The sequence below is a fragment of the Burkholderia sp. MSh2 genome, from assembly GCF_000731655.1.
Lineage (GTDB): Bacteria > Pseudomonadota > Gammaproteobacteria > Burkholderiales > Burkholderiaceae > Burkholderia > Burkholderia paludis.
Map to the genome: position 1 here is coordinate 28,096 of NZ_JPGM01000057.1, position 24,826 is coordinate 52,921.

General features: G+C 68.3%; 19 protein-coding genes. 10 read left to right on the forward strand and 9 right to left on the reverse strand.

The window, feature by feature from the left end; genetic code table 11:
• Positions 1 to 20: 20 nt before the first annotated feature.
• Complete coding sequence (gene tssH, locus GQ57_RS29155) at positions 21 to 2,690, forward strand: type VI secretion system ATPase TssH (RefSeq protein ID WP_031400964.1); 2,670 nt, start codon at positions 21 to 23, stop codon at positions 2,688 to 2,690.
• Between the two features lie 42 nt (positions 2,691 to 2,732).
• Complete coding sequence (gene tssA, locus GQ57_RS29160; protein ID WP_034199688.1) at positions 2,733 to 3,854, forward strand: type VI secretion system protein TssA; 1,122 nt, start codon at positions 2,733 to 2,735, stop codon at positions 3,852 to 3,854.
• Positions 3,855 to 3,938: 84 nt separating this feature from the next.
• Here the strand turns inward: tssA and GQ57_RS29165 are convergent, their stop codons facing one another.
• The 4 genes from GQ57_RS29165 to GQ57_RS29180 form a co-directional block, all read right to left on the reverse strand.
• Positions 3,939 to 4,868 carry an OmpA family protein gene (locus GQ57_RS29165; protein ID WP_031400962.1) on the reverse strand — a complete coding sequence of 310 codons (930 nt, stop codon included), beginning with the start codon at positions 4,866 to 4,868 and terminating at the stop codon, positions 3,939 to 3,941.
• A gap of 4 nt (positions 4,869 to 4,872) precedes the next feature.
• A complete protein-coding gene (tagF, locus tag GQ57_RS29170; protein WP_031400961.1) occupies positions 4,873 to 5,862 on the reverse strand; it encodes a type VI secretion system-associated protein TagF in 990 nt (329 codons plus the stop codon).
• Positions 5,859 to 9,803, reverse strand: a complete 3,945-nt coding sequence (gene tssM / locus GQ57_RS29175) for a type VI secretion system membrane subunit TssM (RefSeq protein ID WP_034199689.1) — start codon at positions 9,801 to 9,803, stop codon at positions 5,859 to 5,861. The genes tagF and tssM overlap by 4 nt, the downstream gene beginning before the upstream one ends.
• 301 nt (positions 9,804 to 10,104) lie before the next feature.
• On the reverse strand, positions 10,105 to 10,950 hold the full coding sequence (locus GQ57_RS29180) for a M15 family metallopeptidase (RefSeq protein WP_034199690.1): 846 nt from the start codon (positions 10,948 to 10,950) through the stop codon (positions 10,105 to 10,107).
• 121 nt (positions 10,951 to 11,071) lie between these two features.
• Here GQ57_RS29180 and GQ57_RS29185 point away from each other — a divergent pair, with 121 nt between their 5' ends.
• Positions 11,072 to 12,001, forward strand: coding sequence for a hypothetical protein (locus GQ57_RS29185; protein ID WP_031400958.1), 930 nt, complete (start codon positions 11,072 to 11,074; stop codon positions 11,999 to 12,001).
• Between the two features lie 205 nt (positions 12,002 to 12,206).
• Positions 12,207 to 13,235, forward strand: coding sequence for a transporter (locus tag GQ57_RS29190; RefSeq protein ID WP_031400957.1), 1,029 nt, complete (start codon positions 12,207 to 12,209; stop codon positions 13,233 to 13,235).
• Positions 13,236 to 13,256: 21 nt separating this feature from the next.
• Here the strand turns inward: GQ57_RS29190 and GQ57_RS40390 are convergent, their stop codons facing one another.
• A complete protein-coding gene (locus GQ57_RS40390; protein WP_075122995.1) occupies positions 13,257 to 13,409 on the reverse strand; it encodes a DUF1427 family protein in 153 nt (50 codons plus the stop codon).
• Between the two features lie 24 nt (positions 13,410 to 13,433).
• Positions 13,434 to 14,411, reverse strand: a complete 978-nt coding sequence (locus GQ57_RS29195) for a quinone oxidoreductase family protein (protein ID WP_034199691.1) — start codon at positions 14,409 to 14,411, stop codon at positions 13,434 to 13,436.
• Positions 14,412 to 14,571: 160 nt separating this feature from the next.
• Between GQ57_RS29195 and GQ57_RS29200 the strand changes: the two genes are divergently transcribed.
• Positions 14,572 to 15,492: a LysR family transcriptional regulator gene (locus tag GQ57_RS29200; protein WP_034199692.1), complete on the forward strand. Its 921-nt coding sequence runs from the start codon at positions 14,572 to 14,574 to the stop codon at positions 15,490 to 15,492.
• A gap of 131 nt (positions 15,493 to 15,623) precedes the next feature.
• On the opposite strand, the gene GQ57_RS29205 is transcribed toward GQ57_RS29200, so the two are convergent.
• Entirely contained in the window at positions 15,624 to 17,792 is a 2,169-nt protein-coding gene (locus GQ57_RS29205; RefSeq protein WP_034199693.1) for a M1 family metallopeptidase, read from the reverse strand.
• 645 nt (positions 17,793 to 18,437) lie between these two features.
• On the opposite strand from GQ57_RS29205, the gene GQ57_RS29210 reads away from it, so the two are divergent.
• From GQ57_RS29210 to GQ57_RS29220, 3 genes are all read left to right on the forward strand, one after another.
• The gene (locus tag GQ57_RS29210) at positions 18,438 to 18,932 is read left to right on the forward strand and encodes an LEA type 2 family protein (RefSeq protein ID WP_031400953.1); all 495 of its coding nucleotides are present in this window, start codon (positions 18,438 to 18,440) and stop codon (positions 18,930 to 18,932) included.
• A gap of 118 nt (positions 18,933 to 19,050) precedes the next feature.
• Positions 19,051 to 20,184, forward strand: coding sequence for a methyltransferase (locus GQ57_RS29215; protein WP_034199694.1), 1,134 nt, complete (start codon positions 19,051 to 19,053; stop codon positions 20,182 to 20,184).
• An 89-nt stretch (positions 20,185 to 20,273) separates the two neighbouring features.
• The gene (locus tag GQ57_RS29220; protein WP_034199707.1) at positions 20,274 to 21,164 is read left to right on the forward strand and encodes a class I SAM-dependent methyltransferase; all 891 of its coding nucleotides are present in this window, start codon (positions 20,274 to 20,276) and stop codon (positions 21,162 to 21,164) included.
• A 52-nt stretch (positions 21,165 to 21,216) separates the two neighbouring features.
• Here GQ57_RS29220 and GQ57_RS29225 read toward each other — a convergent pair whose 3' ends face one another.
• Both GQ57_RS29225 and GQ57_RS29230 read right to left on the reverse strand, forming a co-directional pair.
• Entirely contained in the window at positions 21,217 to 21,789 is a 573-nt protein-coding gene (locus GQ57_RS29225) for a DUF1415 domain-containing protein (protein ID WP_034199695.1), read from the reverse strand.
• A gap of 75 nt (positions 21,790 to 21,864) precedes the next feature.
• A complete protein-coding gene (locus GQ57_RS29230; protein WP_031400949.1) occupies positions 21,865 to 22,485 on the reverse strand; it encodes a TetR/AcrR family transcriptional regulator in 621 nt (206 codons plus the stop codon).
• A gap of 222 nt (positions 22,486 to 22,707) precedes the next feature.
• On the opposite strand from GQ57_RS29230, the gene GQ57_RS29235 reads away from it, so the two are divergent.
• Together GQ57_RS29235 and GQ57_RS29240 are read left to right on the forward strand one after the other, a co-directional pair.
• On the forward strand, positions 22,708 to 23,991 hold the full coding sequence (locus tag GQ57_RS29235) for an MFS transporter (protein ID WP_034199696.1): 1,284 nt from the start codon (positions 22,708 to 22,710) through the stop codon (positions 23,989 to 23,991).
• 158 nt (positions 23,992 to 24,149) lie between these two features.
• Entirely contained in the window at positions 24,150 to 24,755 is a 606-nt protein-coding gene (locus GQ57_RS29240) for a nitroreductase family protein (RefSeq protein WP_031400947.1), read from the forward strand.
• Positions 24,756 to 24,826: the final 71 nt, after the last annotated feature.

The following is a 24,826-nucleotide window of genomic DNA, read 5'->3' on the forward strand; positions in this document are numbered from 1 at the left end:
TCGAACCTGAGATCGACGCCATGAGCACGCCTCTGAAGACCCTGATCACGAAACTGAACCCGCTGAGCCGGCACGCGACCGAGCGTGCGGCGAGCGCGTGCCTGGCGCGCGGCCACTACGAGGTCGATCTGGAGCACCTGTTCCTCGCGTTGCTCGAGGAGCCGGCGGGCGACCTGCCGCTCGCGCTGCGCGCGAGCCGCGTCGATCCGCATGCGCTGCGCGCCGATCTGGAGCGCGAGCTGACGCGCCTGAAGACCGGCAACACGCGCACGCCGGTGTTTTCCGTGCACCTGATCGCGCTGTTCGAGCAGGCCTGGCTGATCGCGTCGCTCGATTCGCAGCTCGGCCGCATCCGTTCCGGGCACCTGTTGCTGGCGCTGCTGACGGCGCCGGATCTGGCGCAGTTCGCGCAACGGATGTCGTCGCAATTCGCGGAAGTGAACGTGACGGACCTGAAGCACAAGTTCGACGAGATCATGGCCGGCTCGAGCGAGGCCGAGCCGCGCCGGGGCGACGCGGATGACGGCGACGCGGCGTCGGCGGCCGACGGCGCGGTCCCCGCGGCTGGCCCGTCGAAGACGCCCGCGCTCGACACGTACACGACCAACCTCACGCAGCGTGCGCGCGACGGCAAGATCGACCCGGTGATCGGCCGCGAAGCCGAGATCCGCCAGGCGATCGACATCCTGATGCGCCGCCGCCAGAACAACCCGATCATGACCGGCGAGGCCGGGGTCGGCAAAACGGCGGTCGTCGAGGGGCTCGCGCTGCGCATCGCGGCCGACGACGTGCCGCCGCCGTTGCGCGGCGTCGCGCTGCACGTGCTCGACATGGGGCTGCTGCAGGCCGGCGCGAGCGTGAAGGGCGAATTCGAGAATCGCCTGAAGAGCGTGATCGACGAGGTGAAGAAGAGCGCGCACCCGATCATCCTGTTCATCGACGAGGCGCACACGATCATCGGCGCGGGCGGCCAGGCCGGCCAGAACGATGCGGCGAACCTGCTGAAGCCGGCGCTCGCGCGCGGCGAACTGCGCACGATCGCCGCGACGACGTGGAGCGAATACAAGAAGTACTTCGAGAAGGATGCGGCGCTCGCGCGGCGCTTCCAGGTCGTGAAGGTCGAGGAGCCGGGCGAGCCGCTCGCGGCCGCGATGCTGCGCGGCATGTCCGGCCTGATGGAGAAGCACTTCAACGTGCGGATCCTCGACGACGCGATCACCGAGGCCGTGCGTTTGTCGCACCGCTACATCAGCGGCCGCCAGCTGCCCGACAAGGCGATCAGCGTGCTCGATACCGCGTGCGCGAAGGTCGCGCTCGCGCACAGCGCGACGCCGGCGGCGATCGACGATACGAAGAAGCGCATCGAGCGGATCGACGCGGAAATCGCGTCGCTGGAGCGCGAGGCGGCCGGCGGCGCGGCGCACGACGAGCGGCTCGGCGAACTGCGCGGCACGCGCGACGCGGCGCTCGAACAGCTTGCGAAGGATGACGCGCGCTACGAAGCGGAGCGTGCGATCGTCGCCGAGATCACCGAGCTGCGCGAAGCGCTCGACAAGGCGCGCGGCCCGTCGGAAGACGGCCAGCCGGTCGACGTGCAGGCAACCCGCGACAAGCTTGCCGAACGCGTGGGCGCGTTGCACGCGCTGCAGGGCGGCGAGCCGATGGTGCCGCTGCAGGTGGACGGCCACGTCGTCGCCGAGATCGTCGCCGCATGGACGGGCATTCCGCTCGGCCGGATGGTGAAGGACGAGATCGACACCGTGCTGAACCTGCAGCCGCTGCTCGCCGCGCGCGTGATCGGCCAGGACCACGCGCTCGACGCGATCGCGCAGCGCGTGCGCACCGCGACCGCGAACCTCGAGGATCCGAACAAGCCGCGCGGCGTGTTCATGTTCGTCGGGCCGTCGGGCGTCGGCAAGACCGAGACGGCGCTGGCGCTGGCCGACATCCTGTACGGCGGCGAGCGCAAGATGGTCACGATCAACATGAGCGAGTACCAGGAAGCGCACAGCGTGTCGGGCCTGAAGGGTTCGCCGCCGGGCTACGTCGGTTATGGCGAAGGCGGCGTGCTGACCGAGGCCGTGCGTCGCAACCCGTATTCGGTCGTGCTGCTCGACGAGGTCGAGAAGGCGCACCCCGACGTGCTGGAGATGTTCTTCCAGGTGTTCGACAAGGGCGCGATGGACGATGCCGAAGGCCGCGAGATCGACTTCCGCAACACGCTGATCATCCTGACGTCGAACGTCGGTTCCGCCGCGGTGATGCAGGCGTGCCTGAACAAGCCGGCCGAGGAACTGCCCGACCCGGACGCGCTTGCCGAGACGCTGCGGCCGCAGCTGTACAAGACCTTCAAGCCCGCGTTCCTCGGGCGGATGAAGGTCGTGCCGTACTATCCGATTTCCGACGACGTGCTGGCCGAGATCATCGAGCTGAAGCTCGAGCGGATCCGCCGCCGGATCGAGGCGAACCACAAGGCCGCGTTCGAATGGGACGAGTCGCTCGTCGATGCGGTGCTGGCGCGCTGCACCGAGGTCGACTCGGGCGCCCGCAACGTCGACCATATCCTGAACGGCACGCTGCTGCCGGAGATCGCGGGCCACGTGCTCGGCCGGATCGCCGACGGCGCGGCCATCGCGCGCATCGCGGTGCGCGCGGACGAGGCCGGCGAATTCACGTACACCGTCGAATGAGCGCGGCCGCGTATCACCCCGCATTGATGAACTGACCGAACCATGCCGATCAATCTCCCCGAGCTGCTGACGCCGATCAGCGATGCGTCGCCCAGCGGCGACGACCTGCTGTTTTCGAACGAATTCGACGCGATCCAGGACGCGCGGCGCTACGACGATCCGACGCTCGACCAGGGCGAATGGGTGACCGAGATCAAGGAGGCCGACTGGGGCTTTGTCGTCGACCATGCGGGCGAACTGCTGCGCACGCGCACGAAGGACCTGCGGCTCGCCGTGTGGCTGACCGAGGCGCTCGCGCTCGAGGACGGCATCACGGGTCTCACCGACGGCTATGTGCTGCTCGAGGGCCTGTGCCGCGAATTCTGGGAGACCGTGCACCCGCTGCCGGAAGACGACGACATCGAGCACCGGCTCGGCAACGTCGCGTGGCTGTCCGGCCGCACGGCCGAGCTGCTGCGCGCGGTGCCGATGACGGACGGCGCGTCGAATGCATTCAGCACGCTCGACTGGGAGGTGGCGCAGCACGTCGCGCAGGCCATCAAGCGCGACCCCGAACATGCGGACGAGATCGCGCGCGGCAAGCCGTCGATCGAGCAGATCGATTCGTCGCGGCGCGTGACGTCGATCGCGTTCTATACGGCGTTGCTTGCGAACCTGAAGGCGTTCGAATTCGCGCTCGATGCGTTCGAGGAGCGGCTCGTCGAGCGCGCGGGCGATTCGGCGCCGAGCTTCCGGCAGGCGCGTGATGCGTTCGAGACCGTGTACCGGCTCGCCGAGCGCTTTGCGCGCGAGCAGGGTTATACGGGCAGCGCGCCGCACACGCAGTCGGCACCGCAGGCGCAACCCGAGCGCATCGAGCCGGTGTTCGGCAATCCGATCCAGACCGAGGAGACCCACGTGCAGCCACAATCCGTTCCGCGCGCCCCGGTGACGCAGATGATCGCCGGCATCCAGAACCGCGCGCAGGCCGTCGACCAGTTGCGCGCGGTCGCGCGCTACTTCCGCCAGACCGAGCCGCACAGCCCGGTCGCTTACCTCGCCGACAAGGCCGCCGAATGGGCCGACATGCCGCTGCACAAGTGGCTCGAGAGCGTCGTGAAGGACGACGGCTCGTTGTCGCATATTCGCGAGCTGCTGGGCGTGCGGCCCGACGAGCAGTCGTAAACGCAAGACGGGCGGCGCATTGCTGCCGCCGCCCGTTGCCCGTGGCCGTCGTGGCTGCTCCGCGTGGAGCAGCCGGGTCGTCCGTTACTGCCCCACCCGGAACTCGATCCGGCGATTCCGCGCCCGCCCATCCGCGCTGTCGTTCGGCGCGATCGGCTGATCCGGCCCGACGCCCGTCGTCGTCATCTGCTGCGGCGGAATGCTCTTCGTGATCAGATAACCCTTCACCGCATCCGCACGCGCCTGGCTCAGTGCGATGTTGGAAGTGCGGTTCCCCGAGTTGTCGGTGTGGCCGATGATGTCGACCGTGCGGTTCTGCATCTTCGCGAGCGCGGCCGCCATCTGGTCGAGGATCAGCTTGCCCTGCGGCGTGAGCGTCGCGCTGCCGGTCTCGAACTCGATCGTGCGGTTCGCGAGCGTCTGGTCGAGCACGCCCTGTTCGGATGCCGACACGCGCAACCCGTTCCTGATCGTATACGTCGGGTTCAGCGTATTCGCCATGTCGCTCGCGAGCTGCTGGCGCTGCGCCTCGTTGTGCACTTCGCCCTTCATCTCGATCTGCGTGCCGGTGATCTTCAGTTGCCCCTTGCTGATCTGCTTGAGCTGGGTGCCGAGGAGCTTCTGCACGTTCGCGCTCCAGTTCGGCGGCGTTGCAACATCGCCGACCTCGATCTGGTCGACGACGTTCGTCGCACCGTAGGTATCGCGCAGCTTCTGCAGCACGGCGGCCTTGGTCGCCTCGTCGGGCACCTTGCCGCCGACGACCACCTGGCCGGGCGTCGTCGTCGCGGGCGGCGGCGTGAGGGTGCTCGCGGTGCCGGCCGTGCCGTGCACGACGGCGCCGGAGGCCGTCCCCGGTGCGACGCCGGGGTTCGCGGGCAGCGCGGTCGTCGCAACCGTGCCGTTGCCGACCGGCGTGACGGTCGCGCCGGTGTTCTGAGCGAGGGCCGCGCCGCTGCCGATGAACAGGCCCGAGACGAGGAGGGCGGCGAGGAGGTGATTCATGCGATGCATCCCGTCAGCCTCCGATGAACGCTTCGCGGAACGCGTCGATGGCGACCCGCAGCGAGAGTTGAGGTTGATCGAGGTAGCTGACGAGCTTGCTGATCCGGTGATCGTTTTGCGCATGGGCGTCGATCCACTCGGGATCGTCGATGTCGATGTTGTGGGCGGCGTAGGTTTGCGGGTCGACCACGCTCAGCAGCGTCTTTGCCGACGCGCCGTTGAAGCCGATGATGAGCCGTTCGCGCTCGGCGATCGAGCCGATGAAGATCGCGAGCTCGAAATCGGCCTGCGCGACGAACGGCGCGATCAGTTCGAGCCAGAACGCGGCGACGAGGCTGCGGTAGAACGGATCGACCGGCAGCGGCAGCGTGAGGCCGCGCTCGATGTGCGACGAGCCGCTCTGCATCACCGGCCGCAGCAGCGAACCGAGCGCGAGCATCGCGCCGCGCAGCCGCACCGGATGGCCGCTTTCGAGCAGCATCTCCTGCAGGCCGTACAGCGACTGGTGTTCGACGAAGTCGTTGAAGGTGCCGTCATGCGACGTGCCGGGGCCGCTGACGTCGATCGGCACCTGCGTGTCGCCGAGCGCCTGCAGCGCGCCGGGCGGTTCGTCCTTGCCGAGCAGCGGCGGGATCTGCGAGGCGACGCGCGACCACAGTCGCGCGAACGCGAGCGGGCTGCGCGCGAGGAACGCGAGCGGCCGGTCGACCTCGAGCGCCGTCGCGCCGAGGAACGGGAAGCGGCGCATCGACACGTCGTGGCTCGCGACCATGTGGCCCGCGATCGCGAGCTTGCTGCGCGAGCCGAGGAACGCGAAATGCATCGGCTTCGCTTCCTCGTAGACGATCTTCCAGCGCGGATCTTCCGCGAGCAGCTCGAGCGCCTGCGCGATCCAGCGGTCGAGTGTCTGCAGCAATTGCGGATTGTGCGCGCTCTTCACGAAGTCGCCGCGCGACGGAATCTTGCCGAAGTAGGCGATCTGCGCCTGTACCGTTTGCGTCATTGCGCCCCCTGTGCGTTCGTTGCGTTGGCCGCCGCGACGGCCGGCGCTGCGCCCGGCGTGCCCGTGCCGGACTGGGTCGCGTTCAGTGCGGCGCCCGCGCTCGCGTCGGCGACCGACGACGGCAGCGTGAGGCCGCGCAGGCTCTGCTGCTGCGGCTGGTCGCCGCCGCCGCCGGTCGGCTGCGATGTGCTGATGATGCGCATCGTCACCGACACGTTCACGCTGCCCTGCGTCCACGTCAGGTCGAAGGTGCCGTCCGGACGGCGCTTGCGTTGCGCCGAGTTGATCAGTTTCTCGAGACCGTAGCGGCCCGGCTCGTTGACGAGCTGCACCGTGCGGCCGTCGAAGGTCGTCGCGGCCAGCGTCGCGCCCGGCGAGCCTTGCGGGTTCGGCCACACGAAGTTGGTCCACTGCGGCGGCGTGTTGCGGTAGCGCAGTTGCTGGCCGTCGATCGCGATCGTGTACTCCGTCGTGCCCGTGCTCGGCTGCGGCAGGATCTGGAACACGGTCTGCGGCTCGGACGCCGCCGCCGCGCTGCCTGCGGCGCCGCCCGCGAGCGGCGCGACCCAGCGTGCGAAGCCGTTCGTGAAGTCCGGCGTGAGCCCGATGCCCATGTCGCCCCACGTGCGGGCGGCGAGCGTGTCGCCGCGGCGCACCGCGAGCGGCCCGAGCGTCGTGCCGACGAACTTCGCGATGGAGCCGTCCGGGCCGAACACCTGCGCGATCTCGCCGGCGCCGGCCTCGACCTTCGCGTTCGCCGCGAACGGGTACTTCGTCGCGAGCGAGTTCTGGAACGGCTGGTAGACCTGCGCGTTCCACACCTTGTTGACTTCGGCACTGGCCGGCTGGATCACGACCGCGAACGCCTGCATCAGCGGCCGCACGAGCAGCGGACGCAGCGACTTGCGTTGCGAATCGGTGAGGCCCGTCAGCATCTGCTCGTCGACGAGCTTCAGCGAATCGGCGAGTTCCGAGCCGTTGCCGTCGAGCGTCTGCTGCATCAGCTGGCGCGCGCCGGGGCCCGGGTCGCCCTGGTTCTTGATCACGTTGAAGCGCGTGCGGACCTTCGACAGCGAATCCATGTAGCTCTTGAGCATCGACGTGCCGTCATGCGTCGCGACGATCCGCGCGAGCCCGACGAACTCCTGGCCGATCGGACCCATCGGCACCTCGGCGGGATTGCCGTTGATGTCGATGTTCGCGGCCGCCATCTGGCCGGCCTGCGAGCGCGAGAACAGCTGCTTGACCCAGTTCACGACGCCCGTCTGCGCCTTCTTGATCGTCACGTTCGCGAGCGACGGGTTGTCCCACGACGTCTGGTCGTAGGCGGTCTCGAGGATCTTGCGGATCGGCGAATCCTGCGGGTCGCCGAGGCGGTTCATCCCGTCGACGGCCTGGCCGAAGCTGCTGAAGCCCTGTACCGCGATGCCCTGCATGAACTTCTGCCAGTGCTGCGCGTACTCGGTCTTGTACATGCCGACGAGCGTCTTCTGGATCTGCTCGGGGCTGCCCTCGAGCGTCAGGTCGTCCTGCGTCGACGTGTTCAGCACCCAGTCCTTCGCCTGCAGCTCCTTGGTCGCCGCGTCGCGGATCGCCGGTTGCACGTAGTCGAACCACGCTTCGCGGGTGAACGTGCCCGGAATCGCGTAGCTGCCGGCCACGAGCGACTGGTTGCCGTCGCCGACGATGCGCGCGATGGTCATCGGCGCGAAGCGGGTCGATGCGCGGGCCTTGATTTCCTCGTAGACGCGCTGGCGGGCCGGCATGCCGCGCACGACGCGGCGCAGGTTCTCGCGGGTCTGGTCGACGAGCGCGAGGTTCGCGTCGATCATCGGCCAGTCGTCGTCGTTCACGCGGGACAGGTAGAACGAGATCATGCGCTCCGCGCTCTTGATCATCTCGTCACGCGGCATGTTGCCGCGATTCGTCTCGAGCCAGCCGCGCCAGAAACGGGCGAGCTGGTCGGTCAGGTGCGCCTGCTCGACGTGGCGCTTGTCGGACAGCATCAGGTAGGTCTTGAGCGCGTTGTACGCGTCCTGCACGTTGGTCGGCGACGCATCGCTGTAGAGGCCGCCCTGCGGTGCGGCCGGCTGCTGCGCGGCGGCAGCCGGCACGGCGCCGGATGCGGCCTGGGCGGCGCCGGCCTGCGGCGCGGCGCCTGCCGCATTCGTCGAGACCGGTATCGGGCCGCCCTGCACGGCGCCCGATTCGGGCGGGCGCGTCATCGGCACGAGCTGTTCGGGGTGCGCGTTCACGTCCTTCATGAACGACGCGAGGTTCTGCGACACGGGGGCCAGCAGGATCTGACGCACGCCGTTGTAGTACTCGGTCAGCAGGTGCTGCTCGAGACGGTCGCCCTGGTACAGGCCGAGCGACACCGACAGCGGCTTGTCGCGGCGGAACTGTTCGAGCTGCTCGATCCGGTCCTCGAGAATGTCCATCGCCTGCAGGCGCGACTGCAGGTCGTTGCGGCCCTGCTGCAGGCGCGTGACGTTGTCGAGGTCGGCCTGCACGTTCGCGACGAGCTGCTGGTTGCCGATCGTCGACCAGGTCCAGCCGCCCAGCGCGAGCGCGAGCGCCGCGACGAAGCCGAAGAAGGTCGCGTAGCGCAGCCGCGTCTTGGTCGGGCTCGCGAACTGGCGCACCGTCTGGCGGTCGGCGAAGATCACCTTCGAGAACAGGTCGCGCAGGAAGAAGCCGTTCTTCGAGAACGCGCTGTGCGGCTTCGGCAGCGCGTTCGCGTCGAGGCCGAAGCGGCTCGCGATGCGCTGCGCGGCCGTGCTGTTGGTTTCGCCTTCCTGCAGCGCGCTGGTGAAGTAGAAGCCGCGGAAGATCGGCTTGTACTGGAACGGGTTGTTCTCGAACAGCGTCGCGAGGAACGCGCGCAGCGACGGCTTGATCGTCGAGAATTCGAGCGGGAAGCTCAACTGCCCCGGCGACAGCTGGTTGCCGCGCGACAGCGACAGCTGTGCGACGCTGATCTCCTTCAGCCCTTCGTAGAGCTCCTCGAAGTGCGTGTCGAACTGGGCGACCACGTCGCGCTTGTCGTCAGGCTCGTAGGGCAGCGTCGCGCCCCACACGCGGTCGTACTCGTGCTTGTCGCTGCTGCTGAAGAATTCGGTGAAGCCGGTGATCAGGTCGGCCTTCGTGAACATCACGTAGACCGGCGCGAACACCTCGAGCTTTTCCGTCAGTTCCTGAACGCGCTGGCGGAGGTTTTTCGCGAGGTTGATCGCGAATTCGGGGCGGTTGCCGGTGAGTTCGGCGATGCTCGCGGTGACGATGATGCCGTTGATCGGCGCCTTCGGGCGGTAGCGCTTGAGCAGGCCGAGGAAGCCGAGCCACTCGCTGCGGTCTTCCTCGTGCACCGAGTAGCGGCCGGCCGTGTCGAGCAGGATCCCTTCGGTCGTGAAGAACCAGTCGCAGTTACGCGTCCCGCCGATGCCGTGGATCACGGCGCTGTTCTTGTCCGCGAACGGGAACTGCAGGCCGGAGTTGAGCACGGCGCTGCTCTTGCCCGCGGCCGGGTTGCCGATCACGATGTACCACGGCAGTTCGTACAGCGCGGAGCCGCCCGCGACCTGGCCGATCTTCGACGTCTTGATCGTCTTCACCGCGTCCGACAGGCGCGTGCGCAGCACGTCGAGGTCGGCCGTCTTCGCATCGGGGGCGAGCGCGGCGGCGGCGGGCGCGGCGATCTTGCCGGTTTCCGCCTGTTCCTCCAGCACCTGGCCGAGCTGCCGGTTCGCGCGCTTCACGCGCCAGCGGCGCCACAGCGCGACGACGAGCCACAGGGCGAGGATCGCCGCGAACGCGATCGCCGCCCACAGGAACGGCAGCTGCAGCATGTCGGCGACGATGAAGAGAATGGCCGCTAACGCGACGATCCCGACGATCGAGAGCGTACGCGGATGAGTCAGCACGTTGAGGATGCGTTGCATAGGACGTTCAGGTTCCGGTGCGATTCGGTGAGGCGACGCAGGCGCGCCGAGCGGCAAGAGTGGCGCCGCGGTGTGTCGCCATGCTGTCAAACGGGATGAAGGGGGCTGGCATCAATGCGCCCGCGGCATCGGAGAAGGCGCGCGCATTAACGAAAGGACGCTGTGAGATTTAAAACGGAAGCGGCGCCCGCAAAAAATCGCGCACCGGAATGCCCGATTTTTTGCGTCGCCCATATCGTTTCCTGCCGGGATATTAAAAAGCCCCATGCCGCCCTCATTATTTCCTGTCCGGCAGCCCTGGCTAGCTGCCGCGTCCCAGTTTAAAACCGGGTTTATGGTATTCCACGTGCCCGAGATCCATCATTTTCCAGCGGCCCCCCCAGGTCAGGCCGACCTGCTCGGCGACCTGGCCGTACAACTGGTAGCCGCGCATCGCCCATGGATCTTTCTCGGAAATGACCAGCTTGCCGTCGCGCAGGAATGCGTTATCGGCCGCCAGCCCGAATTGGTGATAACTCTGGAAGGCTGCCGCATTGGTCACGTTGCCGCCCATCTGCGCCAGCCGGTTCTGCCGTTCCGGGCTCCGGTAACCTTCCAGCAACGCCATTTCATAACCATATTGTTCGTGCATGATCTTGTAGACCAGCAGCAAACGCGTACGGAAATCCGGATCCAGCAGGTTCCAGTCGCGGCTCGCGTCCTTCAGCGCCGGACGCAGCTGTTCGACTTCCTTGGTGGCGAAGACTTCCGGCGGCAGCGGCGGGGGCGGCACGAGTTGTTCGCCCTGCAGCAGCGCGGCGATCTTCTCGTCGGGCACGCGCGCCGTGTCGTCGTACTGGAACAATTGCCGGCCGCGTAACGCAATGGCAACCAATGGCGGCGTCGCAAGAATACCTGCCGACACCATAATCATCAAGCGCCGCCGAATCAGTAAATTTTGCACGTCGTTTAAAGCGCCGCGCGTAACGCTTGCCGATTTAACAATCTGACTTCGCGTGCGCACGGCGCGATCGTTCGCGCGGCGCGTAAGACGGCCGTGAAACCGGGCGACGGATTCGAAAACCGTTGCGCGGATACCCGGTAAAAGCAACAGTGCCGCAACCGCTACGGCAAGGGCGAAATAGGCGACGAGTGCGACGGCAATCAACGAAATCCCCGGAATTTGGAATTGATTGTGTTTTGCAATGCTTGCTCTTAGAATCAGGCTGCTCCGAGAGGCCGGGCTATATTATCGCGGTGAATTAAACCAGGATTCAATGAGACGCTGAATGAGTGCGCCGGGAAATTCAAATTCGAAAACTCCGCCGAGCCTGCTGTCCGACACGAAACCGGCAGGCAACGGAGAGGCTCAGCAGTCGCGCATTCTCGCGAATCTGGAAGGCCGTGTCACGTCGTCCGCCGAACCGCCGCGCCGTTCGCTGAAGGCGCCGATCGCGGCCGTCGTCGCACTGGTGGTGGCCGTCGGCGGCTGGGGCGCATGGCGCATGCAGAAGCATTCGGACGAGCCGGCCGCCGTCATGGCAGCGGCCGCGCCCGCGGCGACGGCATCTGCCGCAACCGCGCCGGCCAAGGCCGCACCGTCCAGCGAAGCCGCCGCGCAGGTCGCGCAGAATGCCGCGTCCGCCGCGCAACCGGCCACGATCGTCAACGACGACGCGGCTTCCCGAACCGTTGCGTCCGCATCGACCGCGTCCACGGCGGACAACAGCCGTCTGTCGCGCGCGCTCGCCAACGGCGCCGACGACACCGCAGCCACGGCCGCGGCCGGCGTTGCCGCCGCGAAGGGGGCGAGGGTCGCGGCGCATGGCAAGGCCGACACGAAGGCCGAGTCGAAGGCGGAGGCGCGCAAGCATCGCAAGGAACAGGAGGCCGAACTCGCGCAGGCGAAGAAGCATCGCGACGCGACGTCGACGCGCACGGCGAGCGGGAAGGCGGCCGGGAAGGACGATCCGGATGCGGATCTGCTCGCGGCGCTGGTTGCGCGCACGAAGCCGGCCGACAAGAAACTCGCCGCGCAGAAGTCGCCGGCCGTGCCGACCAAGACGGCGGCGACGACCGGTTCGCTGGCGTCGCGCGTGAAGGAGTGCTCGGAGCGCGGTTTCTTCCAGGATCAGTTGTGCCGCTGGCGCGTCTGCGACGGCCACTGGGGCAAGGACCCCGCGTGCCCGAGCGCCGCGCAGTCGGAGACGCGCCAGTAACGCGTCGCGCACACGCCGCCGTGCCCTGCCGCGCCGCCCATCGGGCGGCGCGCTGCTTTGGGCGCGGGGCGGCAGCCGGTATGATGCCGCGTGACGCTGTCACCGGCGCGTCACGCCCATCGGGCATACGTCTCCTTTCCTTTCCCCGCGCGGGCTCGCGACCCGCCATGTGCGGCGCGGCGCGCGACGCACGACTTTCGACACGATGGATCTGATCGTACAGACTTACGGCGCCGATACGTCCGGCATGGTGTGCGGATTCAGCTTCGTTCCGGGCGGCGCCGGCGCGGCGCTCGACGCGGACTCGGCCGCCGCGTGGCTGCGGACGTGCCGCGCACCCGATGCGGCCGCGTCGGGCGATTTCGTCTGGCTGCACTTCAATCTCGCGCACGGCGCGAGCGAGCGCTGGATGCGCACCCATCTCGGGCTGCCCGACAGTTTCTTCGCGTTCCTTCACGAAGGGTCGCGTTCCACGCGCATCGAGCAGGAAGACGGCGCGTTGCGCGCGATCGTCAACGACGTGATGTTCAACCTCGAACTGACGCCGTCGGAAATCGCGACGCTGTTCGTCCACGTCGAGCGGCGCATCATGGTCACGGCGCGGCTCAAGCCGCTGCGCTCGGTCGACACGCTGCGCGCGTGCGTCCGCGACGGCGAGTCGTTCAGGTCGCCCGCGGAACTGCTCGTGCATCTGCTGCGCGACCAGGCCGACCTGCTGATCCAGATCATGCGGCGCACGAGCGTCGACGTCGACCGTATCGAGGATCGCTTCCTGTCGCAGCGGCTCACGTCGAGCCGTATCGAGCTCGGCGCGATGCGCCGTACGCTCACGCGCCTGCAGCGCATGCTGGCGCCCGAGCCCGGGTCGATCTTCCGGCTGCTCGCGAAGCCGCCTGCGTGGCTGCATATGGAAGACGTGCAGGAGCTGCGTGAATCGACCGAGGAGTTCTCGCTGGTGCTGGCCGATCTGGCGGGGCTCAACGAACGGATCAAGCTGCTGCAGGAAGAGATCGGTTCGCGCCTCGACGAGCAGAACAACCGCACGCTGTTCACGCTGACGCTCGTGACCGTGATCGCGCTGCCGATCAACATCGTCGCCGGCTTCTTCGGGATGAACGTCGGCGGCGTGCCGTTCTCGGAGAACAAGCACGGCTTCTGGCTGATGGTAATGCTCGTCGCGGGTTTCACCGCGCTCGCCGCGTGGTGGGCGTTTCGCCGCCGCGGCGACCGTTAGCGCCCGCGCCGCGGCGACCCGTCAGCGCAGCAGCACGATCGCTCGCTCGCCGATCACCATCCCGAGCAGGCCCACCAGCGCGATGAGCGGCGGCGCCGGCGAGCGCACGTGCAGCAGTGCGTACAGTACGCCGACGCCGAGGCCGACGGCGAGCGAGGTCACGTAGTCCATCATGATGGTCTCCCGGGCGGTCGGACTTCAGGGCTTGAGGATGACGCGCTCGCGCGCCCCGGCCAGCACCGCGCGATACGCGTCGTGCGCGCGGTCGAGCGGGTACACGTAATCGTCGCCGATCGGGAACGGACGCAGCGTGCCGTTGCCGAAGCCGGGCGCGAGCGTGTCGAGGATCTGCGCGACCGCGGCGCCGTCGAGCTGCAGCGAATCGACCCCGACGTAGGTGTGCTGGCCGCGATAGAACGAGAAGATGTCGAACGGCACGCTGCGGTCGATCGTCGAGATGAAGATCTGCCGCGCCCCGATCGCCATCGACGCGTTCGCGGCTTCGAAGTAGGGGCTGCCGACCGTGTTGTAGACGACGTCCGCGCCGCGGCCGCCGGTCGCCGCGCGCACCGCGTCGGCCACCGACTGGCTCGATGCGTCGATCATGTGCACGTCGCCCGACGCATGGCCGCGATAGCCGCCGGGGCTGCGCTCGACGCCGATCACGGTCGCGCCGTGCGCGGTCGCGAGCTGGATCGCGGCCTGGCCGACCTTGCCGTTCGCGCCGAACACGAGCACGACTTCGCCGGCCGTCGGCATGCCGGCGCGGCGCAAGCCCTCGTACGCGGTGACGAACGGCACGCCGACGCCTGCCGCTTCGTCGAGCGTCAGCACGGCGGGCTTGCGGCGGACCTGGTCCGCGGCGAGTACGAGCCACTCCGCGTGCGAGCCGTTGCGCCCGACGCCGAGATCGCCACCCGAACCCCACACCGGCGCACCGATCCAGCCGTCCGGGCCGTTGCGCACGATGCCGGCCCAGTCGCGCCCGGGCGTACGCGGCCACACCGCATGCGGCATGCGGCCGAGCGCGGCCTTGACGTCGCTCGGGTTCACGCCGGCCGCGCGCACCTCGATCAGCATCTGGCCGTCGGCCGGCACGGGTGTGGCGATTTCCCTGACGCGCGCGTCGAGTGATTCGATATCGGCTGCGGGGGCGTCGAAGTGGATGCTGCGCATGATGATCTCCGGGGCGGTTGGCTGCCGTGCGGCCCGGCGGGCCGGCGCGTGCAGCGGGTGAAAGGATGAATGCAGTCTAGTCGGCCCGGGTTGACGCGGAAACGTGCAAAGGCGGATGATTGTTTTGCGAATAACGCACAGCCAAATCCGAGAGCACGGCATGGACGACTTCCTTTCCCCGCATCTGGCGCTGTTCGTCGACGTGGTCGACCAGCAGAGCTTTTCGGCGGCCGCGCGCCGGCTGGGGGTCGCCGCGTCGTCGGTCACGCGACGCATCGACCGGCTCGAGACGCAGCTCGGCATCCGCCTTCTGCATCGCACCACGCATGCGCTGCGGCCGACCGAGGCCGGGCAGTTGCTGTACGGGCGGGCAACGCGGATGCTGGCCGAGCTGCGCGGCCTGCAGGAAGACCTGCACAGCCAGCACGACGAGCCGAGCGGGTTGCTGCGCGTCGACTGTCCGGCGCCGTTCGGCCGGCGGCACCTGATGGCCGCGCTCGCCGCGTTCATGCAGCGTCATCCGGCCCTGCAGGTCGATCTGCTGCTGACCGACAGCATGGTGGACCTGCAGGGCGCACGCCTCGGCGCCGACGTCGATCTCGCGGTGCGGATCGGTCCGCTCGAGGACACGCGCTTCGTCGCGACCGTGCTGGCGCCGCAGCGGCGCGTGCTGTGCGCGAGCGCGGCCTACCTCGCGCGGCGCGGTGAGCCCGAATCGCCCGACGCGCTCGCCGGACACGATTGCCTGGCCTGGCACGGCGCGCCGCCGCCGGGTGCGTGGCGCTTCGGCGAGCGCCGCCACGTGCCCGTGCAGCCGCGGTTTCGCAGCAATCATTCGGAGGCGTTGCTCGAAGCCGCGATCGGCGGGCTCGGTCTCGCGCACCTGCCGACCTGGCTCGCGGGCGACGCGTTGCGCGACGGACGGTTGCGCGCGGTGCTGCCGCAGTACGCGGCAGCGCCCGAGCCGGCGACGATCCACGTGTTGCGCCAGCAGGCGCGCGGCAGTGCACGCGCGTCGCGGCTCGTCGCGTTCCTGGCGACGTGGTTCGAGCAGCCGGCGTGGGATGCCGCGTGGGCGTGATGGTGGCGGTGGCAGGCGGCGGGGCGCGCCGCCAGTAAAAAAGGCCTCGCTCGCGAGGCCCTTCAAAGGTCGGAGAAGCCGGTGCGCCGGCCGGCAGCCGCGGGCTGCACGGCGCCGGCCGGGGCGCGCCGTTACTGCGTCACTACCTTGCGCGGCTTGAAGATGCCCTGGTATTGCAGTGCCGGGCGTTCCTTCGTCGTCTGCGCGATGCCGTCGAAGGTCGGCGTCTGCCGCAGCTTCAGAGCGGCCGGCGAAGCGACCGAACCGATCGACGTCGAACGCGAAGCCGGCGCAAGGTTGTTCGCGACGAGCAGGGCGGCTTCGCTCTGCAGGTTCGACAGCAGCACCGGGTCGGTCGAGCGGTTCACCTGCGTGAGCAAGCCGCTCCAGGCCGCGTCGCTGTAGTTCACGACGTAGTAGTCGAGCCCGCTCGGGTCCGCCACCACGCCCGTGCAGCCGTCGATCCGCGTTTGCGTCTGCGTATCCTTCAGCGCGAGCGTCGTGCGTTTCGCGAGACCTTGCCCGTACGCGAGCGTGATCGGCACCGTCCACTGCAGGCCCGGATACGCGTTCTTGTTCGGGAACGGCTGCTGCTTCAGCGTGACGATCGTCTGGTTCTTCGTCAGGTCGCACTGCGTGTCGAGCGAGATCAGCGGCACGCCGGTCTGGCGCACGTAGCTGTCGCCGATCGGGCCGATCGCCTGGCCGCTTTCCTTCGACAGCGCATCCCACAGGCGCTTCGGCGTGCCGTTGCCGAACGAGTAGTCGACCAGGTATTGCTGCAGGCCACGGCGCAGCGTCTGTTCGCCGAGATAGTTCTCGAGCGTCTTCAGCACGTGGCCGCCCTTGTCGTACGTGAACGCGCTGGCGCTCAGCACGAAGTCGTTCGACGCCCAGCCGTTGAAGTTCGGCGCGACCGGGAAGGCGTTCGGGCCGATATCGCGATTGATCACGCGGTACTTGTTCTTGACCTGGTCGAGCCAGCTGAACTCGTTCGGGAAGAACTGGATCGTCGTCTTGGTCTCGAAGAACGTCGCGAACGACTCGTTGAGCCACACGTTGTCCCACCAGTCGGTCGTGACGAGATCGCCGAACCACTGGTGCGCGACTTCGTGCGTCAGCACCTCGTTGCCGTAGTGCGACATCGGCTGGCCCGGCTGCGGCAGGATGTCGTCGGCGAACTCGAGGATCGACCCCCAGTTCTCCATCCCGCCGAAGTTCAGGTCCTTCTGCTCCTTGAACGCGTCGTTCGCGGCCACCGTGTCGAACTTCGTGAGCGGCAGCGGGATGCCCGTGTAGCGGTAGTAGAAGTCGAGGGCCTGCTTGGTGCGATCCATTGCCGGCTTCGCCCAGTCGCTCATGCCCGGCGGCGTGAACACGCGCAGGTGCAGGCCGCCCTTGCCGCCTGCCAGCGGGCTCGTGAAGTCGTCCTCGTAGGTGTCGAACAGGCCGCCGCCGAAGAACAGCAGGTACGACGGCATCGGCGGGGTCTTCTCGAACTGCACGAGTTTGTAGCCGCCGCCGATGCCGGTCGACGGCTTCTCGGCCGCGTTCGATACCACGCGCCAGTTTTGCGGCACTTCGGCCGTCACTTCATAGGTCGGGCGGAACGCCGGCTCGTCCCAGCCGGGGAACCACTGGCGCGACAAGTTGGTTTCGCCCTGCGTGAGGATCGCGCCGCTCGTCTTGCCGTCGGTGCCCTTCAGGTCGACGCGGAAGATGCCTTCGGCGGCCGAGCAGCCCGGATACGGATCGTTGCCGCAACTGCCGCCCGTCTTCGCGACCGGATCGTCGTACGACTTGAAGTTGATGATGCCCGACCACTCCATGTGCAGCGAATAGTTGCCCGGCGAGATCGAGCCGCTCACGGGGCGCAGCTGGTAATAGTCGCCCTTGTCCTGCGGCGTCGCGATCAGCTGGATGTTGCCCGGCTGCAGCGTGATGCGGCCGTTGGTGAACTTGATCCGGTGGCCGGCGATCACGATGTTGTTGACCGGCTTCAGTACCTTGATCTCGACGTCGGCGCGGCCGTCGAACGCGTTCAGCGCGTCGTTCGGGCGGAACCACAGCCGGTAGTTCACGGGTACCACGGTGTCCGGCAGCTCGACAGGCGATACGCTCTTGTCGACGTTGGAGGCGCTCGGCGGCGTGGTGACGGCGGGCGCCGAGCCCGGTTGCGGCGCGCCGGCCGAGCTGAGCGCGGACGCCGAGCCCACGCCGCCGTCGTCGCCGCCGCAGCCGGCGAGCGCGAGTGCGGCGACGAGCGGCAGATAACGCATCTTGCGAATGTTGATCGACATGACTGAAACCTCGATTGTTGAAAGAATCGTTCAGTGCTGCGAAAACGCCGGCAAAAGCAATCCCCTCGCCGTTAATCGACGGCGATGAAAATGCCAATGACGGATTATTCGAAAAGACGGCGGCCGACTACGTGAAGGTAATCATGGTTTACTGCCCCCTCTGAATTTCCGGATATCGGTTGACTTGCCGGTTCAAAATGGCCGGCGCGTGTTGTACTGAATTGATTTCGCGCGCGCGACACGGGGCGGCACGCCCGGCGGGGGCGCGCAATCCCTTTGAAACGACGACCTATGGAGCCGGCCGGGCCAGGCGCAGGGCGGCAGGAAGGCGTGTCGCCGTTCCGTAAAATCGCCGTCATGCAACATCAAGCTTTGTCGGCTTGCTCGAAGGATGCGTAAATATACTTGATGGGTTTGGGTAAAGGAAACGAAAAATTAAGAAAGTGCATCTATTGAATTCGTTGCGCTTCATTGAATGATGCAAAGCGTTAATCGCCATTCCATCTGGTTTGTGATTTCGTAGTTTTAATCTATTAACGATCTCGAATGGCCGGGAAAACTACGAAACTCGGTGTACGGGGTGCGCTCGGTACAATGCGGCGAGGACCCGTTCACCGTTTATCGATTGCCAGAGGAGGCCTGCCGATGCCACGCGCCCTGTTTCGTTCCGCACCGCTGCGTGCGGTACTGCTGCTGTGTGTCGCCGCGCTCCTGCTCGGCGGGTGTGCCGGGCTGACACGCGATCCCGTGCGCGTGTCGGTGGCCGGGCTCGACCCGCTGGTCGGGCAGGGCCTCGAGATGCGCTTCAGCCTGAAGCTGCGTGTGCAGAACCCGAACGACGCGCCGATCGAATACGACGGCATCTCGGTCGCGCTCGACCTGAACGGCACGCCGTTCGCGAGCGGCGTCAGCGATCGCTCGGGCACGGTGCCGCGCTTCGGCGAGGCCGTGCTCGAGGTGCCGGTTTCCGTGTCGGCCTTTGCCGCCGCGCGGCAGGTGTGGAACCTGCCCGGCGCGGCCGCGAACGGCGAGCTGCCGTACGCGCTACGCGGCCGGCTCGCGGGCGGCGCGCTCGGCACCGTGCACTTCCGCGACGCGGGTACGCTGCGCCTGCCCGCGATGCCGGGGTGGGGCGGCTGAGCGCCACACCCGCGGCGCGGCGGGCCCCCGCGCTTTGCCGCGCGGGCAAAGCGCGGTAAGGTGTGAGCCGCGCGGCGCGATGGCGCCGCCCGTTGAAGCCAACCGTAACCGAGTTCGCGTGACCGATTTCCCCGTTTTCCACTGGACCGGCGCCGACGGCGCCGATCATGCCGTCCGCTGGCGTTCCGAAGCCGGTGTGCCACCGCCGAAGCGCGCGGTGCCCGCCGACGATCGCCTCACCGCCGACGCGGCCTACCGCCTCGCGTGCGAGGGCACCGCGCTCGTCTGGCAGGGCGACTTCCAGAATGCGCGCCAGCTCGTGCAGGCGATGGCGCGCCGCGTCGAGCGCAAGCCGAGGAAGGCGAAAGCCGCGGCCGGCGCCGACGCGTTCAACCTGCACCGTCTCGCGCAGTCGCAGCGCGCCCGCACGCTCGGGATGCTGCTGATCCCGCTCGACGCCGATTACACGATCCCGCTGCGCCGCGCGCCCGACGTGCGCGCGGCGTGCGAGGAGGCGTACGGGCCCGGCGGCGAGCCGTCGGTCGTGTCGCTGCGCGAACTGCTCGGCCTCGTCGGCGCGCACGAGTGGCGCAAGAAGGGCGTGCCGATCCCGGCGCTCGGTGGCGCGCCGATCCATCCGCACTACGGCGTGTTCTCGCCGGTGCGCGGCGAATATGTCGATCTCGTCGCCCGCGCGCCGCTGCCCGCGACGTCGCTCGCGTTCGATATCGGCACCGGCACCGGCGTGCTGGCGGCCGTGCTCGCGTCGCGCGGCGTCGAGCGCATCGTCGCGACCGACCAGGACGCGCGCGCACTGGCCTGCGCGCGCGAGAACGTCGAACGGCTCGGCCACGCGGCTCGCGTCGAGATCGTCGAGGCCGACCTGTTTCCGGCCGGCCGCGCGCCGCTCGTGGTCTGCAACCCGCCCTGGGTGCCGGCCCGGCCGAGCGCGCCGATCGAATATGCGGTCTACGATCCCGACAGCCGCATGCTGCGCGGTTTCCTCGCGGGGCTCGCCGCGCACCTCGAGCCGGGCGGCGAGGGCTGGCTGATCCTGTCCGATTTCGCCGAGCATCTCGGCCTGCGGCCGCGCGACACGCTGCTGCAATGGATCGACGAAGCGGGCCTCGTCGTGCTCGGCCGCGACGACATCCGTCCTGCACACCCGAAGTCGGCCGACGCCGACGATCCGCTGCACGCGGCGCGCCGCGCCGAACTGACGTCGCTCTGGCGGCTCGGCGCGCGAGCCTGACCGCGTATTTTCGGTAAACTGTCGCCATTCCTCACGAATTCCCGCCGCCGGGCCGTGGTCGACCGACCGTGGCCCGGCGCCGCATCACGATGTCGAACAAGACCCACGAAATCCGCCCCGAGCAGTCCGTCGAGCTCCTGAAGGAACTGCACATCCTTACCCGCGACGGCAAGCTGAACCAGGACAGCCGCCGCAAGCTGAAGCAGGTCTATCACCTGTTCCAGTTCATCGAGCCGCTGCTCGCCGGCGTGCAGGCCGACCGGGGCAGCGTGACGCTCGTCGATCACGGCGCCGGCAAGTCGTATCTCGGCTTCATCCTGTACGACCTGTTCTTCAAGCAGCAGCCGGGGCACGGTACGCCGGCGTTCACGTCGCACGTGTACGGCATCGAGACGCGCGAGGAACTCGTCGCGCGTTCGGCCGCGCTCGCCGCGCGGCTGGGGTTCGGCGGCATGTCGTTCCTGAACCTGTCGGTCGCCGATTCGATCACGTCGCCGGCGCTGCCTGGAACGGTCGACGTCGTCACCGCGCTGCACGCGTGCGACACGGCCACCGACGACGCGATCCGCTTCGCGCTCGCGAAGCGGGCGCAGCACATCGTGCTGGTGCCGTGCTGCCAGGCGGAAGTCGCGGGCGTGCTGCGCAGGAACAAGGGCAAGTCGCTCGCGAGCGCGTTGACCGAAGTGTGGCGGCATCCGCTGCATACGCGCGAATTCGGCAGCCAGATCACCAACGTGCTGCGCTGCCTGCAGCTCGAGGCGCACGGCTACCAGGTCAGCGTGACCGAGCTGGTGGGCTGGGAGCATTCGATGAAGAACGAGCTGATCGTCGCGCAGTACAAGAACCTGCCGCGCCGGCGGCCCGGCGAGCGACTCAACGAGATCCTCGGCATGTTCGGGCTTGCCGAACTGAACGAGCGCTTCTTCGTGCCGCAAGCCGCGACCGAGGGCGGTGACGCCGTCGAGCCGGCCGCCGGCTGACGCGCGGGCGCGCCGCGCCGCACCGCGCCGTGTTGCGCCGCCGTGCGGAGTGTCAGACGTCGTCGCCCGGCCTGCGCATCCATTCGCGCCAGCCGTCGTGGCCGAGGCGGCGCAGCGTTTCCTGATTCCTTTCGTAGATCGCGGATGCGTCCGGGAACGCGTCGACCGCGCGCGCGATGCTGTCCTCGCGCAGCAGGTGCAGGATCGGATACGGCGCGCGGTTCGTGTAGTTCTCGATATCGTCGGGTTCGCTGCCTTCGAACCGGTAGTGCGGATGGAAGCTCGCGATCTGCAGCACGCCGTCGAGCCGCAGTTGCCGCACCAGCCGGTCGGCAAAGAACAGCGCGTCGTTGTAGTCGACGAAATCGGCGAACGCGTGCGGGAAGATCAGCAGCGTCGTGTCGACCTGCTGCGGGTCCGCCGCCTCGAGCGCGCGCAGCTCGGTTTCGAGTTCGGCGAGCGCGTCTTCCAGGTTCGTCGCTTCGCTGATCGCGTAGCGCACCTGGTCCTTCACATACACGCTTTTCGCGAACGGGCACAGATTGAGCCCGATCACCGCGCGCGCGAGCCAGTGCCGCGTGGCGGCGAGAATGTCGTCGTGCGATTCGGGGCGGGAGTCGGTCATCGGGGAAACCCGTCGGGCGGGAGAGCGGCGAGGGCCGCATTGTAGCGGGCGCGCCGGGTCAGGGCGTGCGCGCCGTCAAGCGCACGCGGCTTCGATCAGCTGCGTGACGAGCGCGGGCGCGGTGCCGATCGGCGTGGCGCCGTGCCGATAGGTCTGGCTGGCCGCGTAGATGCCTTCGATCACCAGCGCGAGCGAGTCGGCGAGCGCCTGCGGCTGCCGCGCGCCGGCGTCTTCGCCCAGCGCGACGAGCCGCTTCATCAACTGTTCCTTGTTTTGCGCGACGCGCTCGCGCGCCGGGTGCGACGCATCCGGGAATTCGGCGGCGACGTTGACGAACGGGCAGCCGCGATAGTCCTTCTGCGTCGCACGTTCGGCCAGGTCGACGAAATACTGGATCAACTGCGCCTTCGGCTGGCCCGGATGCTTGGCGACGCTCGTGTCGAAGCGCTCGAAGAAGCACGCGTCCATGCGCTCCAGATACGCGAGGATCAGCTCGTCCTTCGACGAGAACTGCCGATACAGGCTCATCTTGTTGACGCCCGCGCGCTCCACGACCGCCTCGACGCCGACCGTGCGCACGCCCTCCCGGTAAAACAGCTCCTCGGCGGCGCGCAGCAGGTGCTCCTGCGCGGTGGCGCCGTCGATCGGCCGGCGCGTGCGGCGCGCCTGCGGCTTGGCGATCTCGATGCCCGACATGATGCCCCTCGGCTGCGTGATGGAATGGCTTGACATGTTACCGACTGGTCACTACGATCGCAACACAGTTGTGACCGACCGGTAACAATGCCGGCGGATCGACAGACGAATGCCACGCATCGGCCCGGGTCAGCCGATGCAGCGTGCGGCGGAGGTGGCCTGGCTGGGTGTAGGGCGGAGCGGGTGCGACAGCGCCGGCGCCGCCGACTGGAGAACGCGAAGATGAACTGGGCGGTGACACGAATCGGCGGGCGCTTCCACTACGGATGGCTCGCGGCGGCGGTGGTATTCCTGATCCTGCTGGCGGCAGCCGGCACGCGCGCGACGCCGAGCGTGCTGATGGTGCCGCTCGAACGCGAGCTCGGCTGGAGCCGCGCGGCGATTTCACTGGCGATCTCGGTGAACATCGCGCTGTACGGGCTGACGGGCCCGTTCGCGGCCGCCGCGATGCAGCGCTTCGGGTTGCGCCCGACGATCCTGGTCGCGCTCGTGACGATGAGCGCGGGTGTCGCGCTGTCGTCGATGATGACGCAGAGCTGGCAGATGGTTGCGATCTGGGGCCTGATGGTCGGCTGCTCGACGGGCGTCGTCGCGCTGACGCTGTCCGCGACTTTCGTCACGCGCTGGTTCCATGCGCGGCGCGGCCTCGTGATGGGGATCCTGACCGCGAGCACGGCCACCGGCCAGCTCGTCTTCCTGCCGATGCTCGCGGCGATCGCGCAGCGCCACGGCTGGCGGCCGGTCGTGCTGGTGGTCGCGGTGGCGGCCGCGATCGTGATCCCGCTCGTCGCGTTCCTGCTGCCCGAGCGTCCGGCCGACGTCCGGTTGCGCCCGTACGGCGAGCCGGCCGATGCACCGCCCGCGCCTGTCGCGACGAAGGAGAACCCGCTCGCGGTCGCGTTCCGCACGCTGCTGACGGCGAGCCGTTCGCGCGATTTCTGGTTGCTGTTCTTCAGTTTCTTCATCTGCGGCGCGAGCACCAACGGCTACGTCGGCACGCACCTGATCGCGATGTGCAGCGATTACGGGATGAGCGAAGTGCAGGGCGCGTCGCTGCTCGCGGCGATGGGCGTGTTCGACCTGTTCGGCACGACGCTGTCGGGCTGGCTGTCCGACCGCTACGACAACCGCGTGCTGCTGTTCTGGTACTACGGGTTGCGCGGGCTGTCGCTGATCTACCTGCCGCACGCGTTCGGGATCGATTTCTTCGGGCTGCCGCTGTTCGCGATGTTCTACGGGCTCGACTGGATCGCGACCGTGCCGCCGACCGTGCGGCTCGCGACCGACGTGTTCGGCAAGGCCGCGGCGCCGGTCGTGTTCGGCTGGATCGTGGCCGGCCACCAGCTCGGCGCGGCGTTCGCGGCGCTCGGCGCAGGGTTGTTGCGCGCGAGCCTCGGCACCTACACGATCGCGTCGATGATCTCGGGCGGGCTGTGCATCGTCGGCGCGCTGATCGTGCTGCGGATCAACCGCGGCCCGTCGCGCGCGGCGGCGCAGCCGGCCTGAACGCGGCGCGCCGCAGCCCGTGACGTGCGCGAGCAGGCCCTAATGCAGCCGGGGAGATTTGCATAGCGCGGGACGATCGGGCGTGCATCCGCTCAAGCGAGTATGCTTGCGGTTCGCCGGGCGTTCGCGCCCCTTCATCGATGTCAGCGAGGAACCGCATGTCCGTCAAACCTGCACCCACCACTGTTTCGATTCACGACCTGATCGCGGGCCGCTGGAGCCCGCGCGCGTATTCGGACGAGCCCGTCAGCACCGGCGATCTGCATGCGGTGCTCGAGGCCGCGCGCTGGGCGCCGTCGGCCTACAACGCGCAGCCGTGGCGCTTCATCGTATTCGACCGCACCCAGGACGACGACGCATTCAAGCGCGCGTTTGCAACGCTGGTGCCGTTCAACCAGGGCTGGAATGCGCCGGCGCCCGTGCTGATCGCGGTGACCGCGCACACGCTCACGGCGAAGGGCGAACCGGCGCCGACCGCGCTGTACGACGCGGGCGCCGCTGCGATGTCGCTGGTGCTGCAGGCGCACGCGCTGGGCCTTGCCGCTCACCAGATGAGCGGTTTCGATGCGAAGGCGTTCCGCGACGCGTTCGAGATTCCGGCCGACGTCGCGATTCCGGCCCTCATTTCGCTCGGCCACTATGGCAACGTCGACAAGCTGGATCCGGTGCTGCGCGATCGCGAGAAAGCGCCGCGTACGCGTCATGCGATCGGCGAGGTCGTGTACGCCGGCGCGTGGAAGAAGGGTTTCGACACGGCAGCCTGACCTGCCGGGCGGGCGGGTTGCGTCGCGCATTCCGCCCGCGCTTGCCCCCGGCGCGCCAGGCTGCGCGCCGG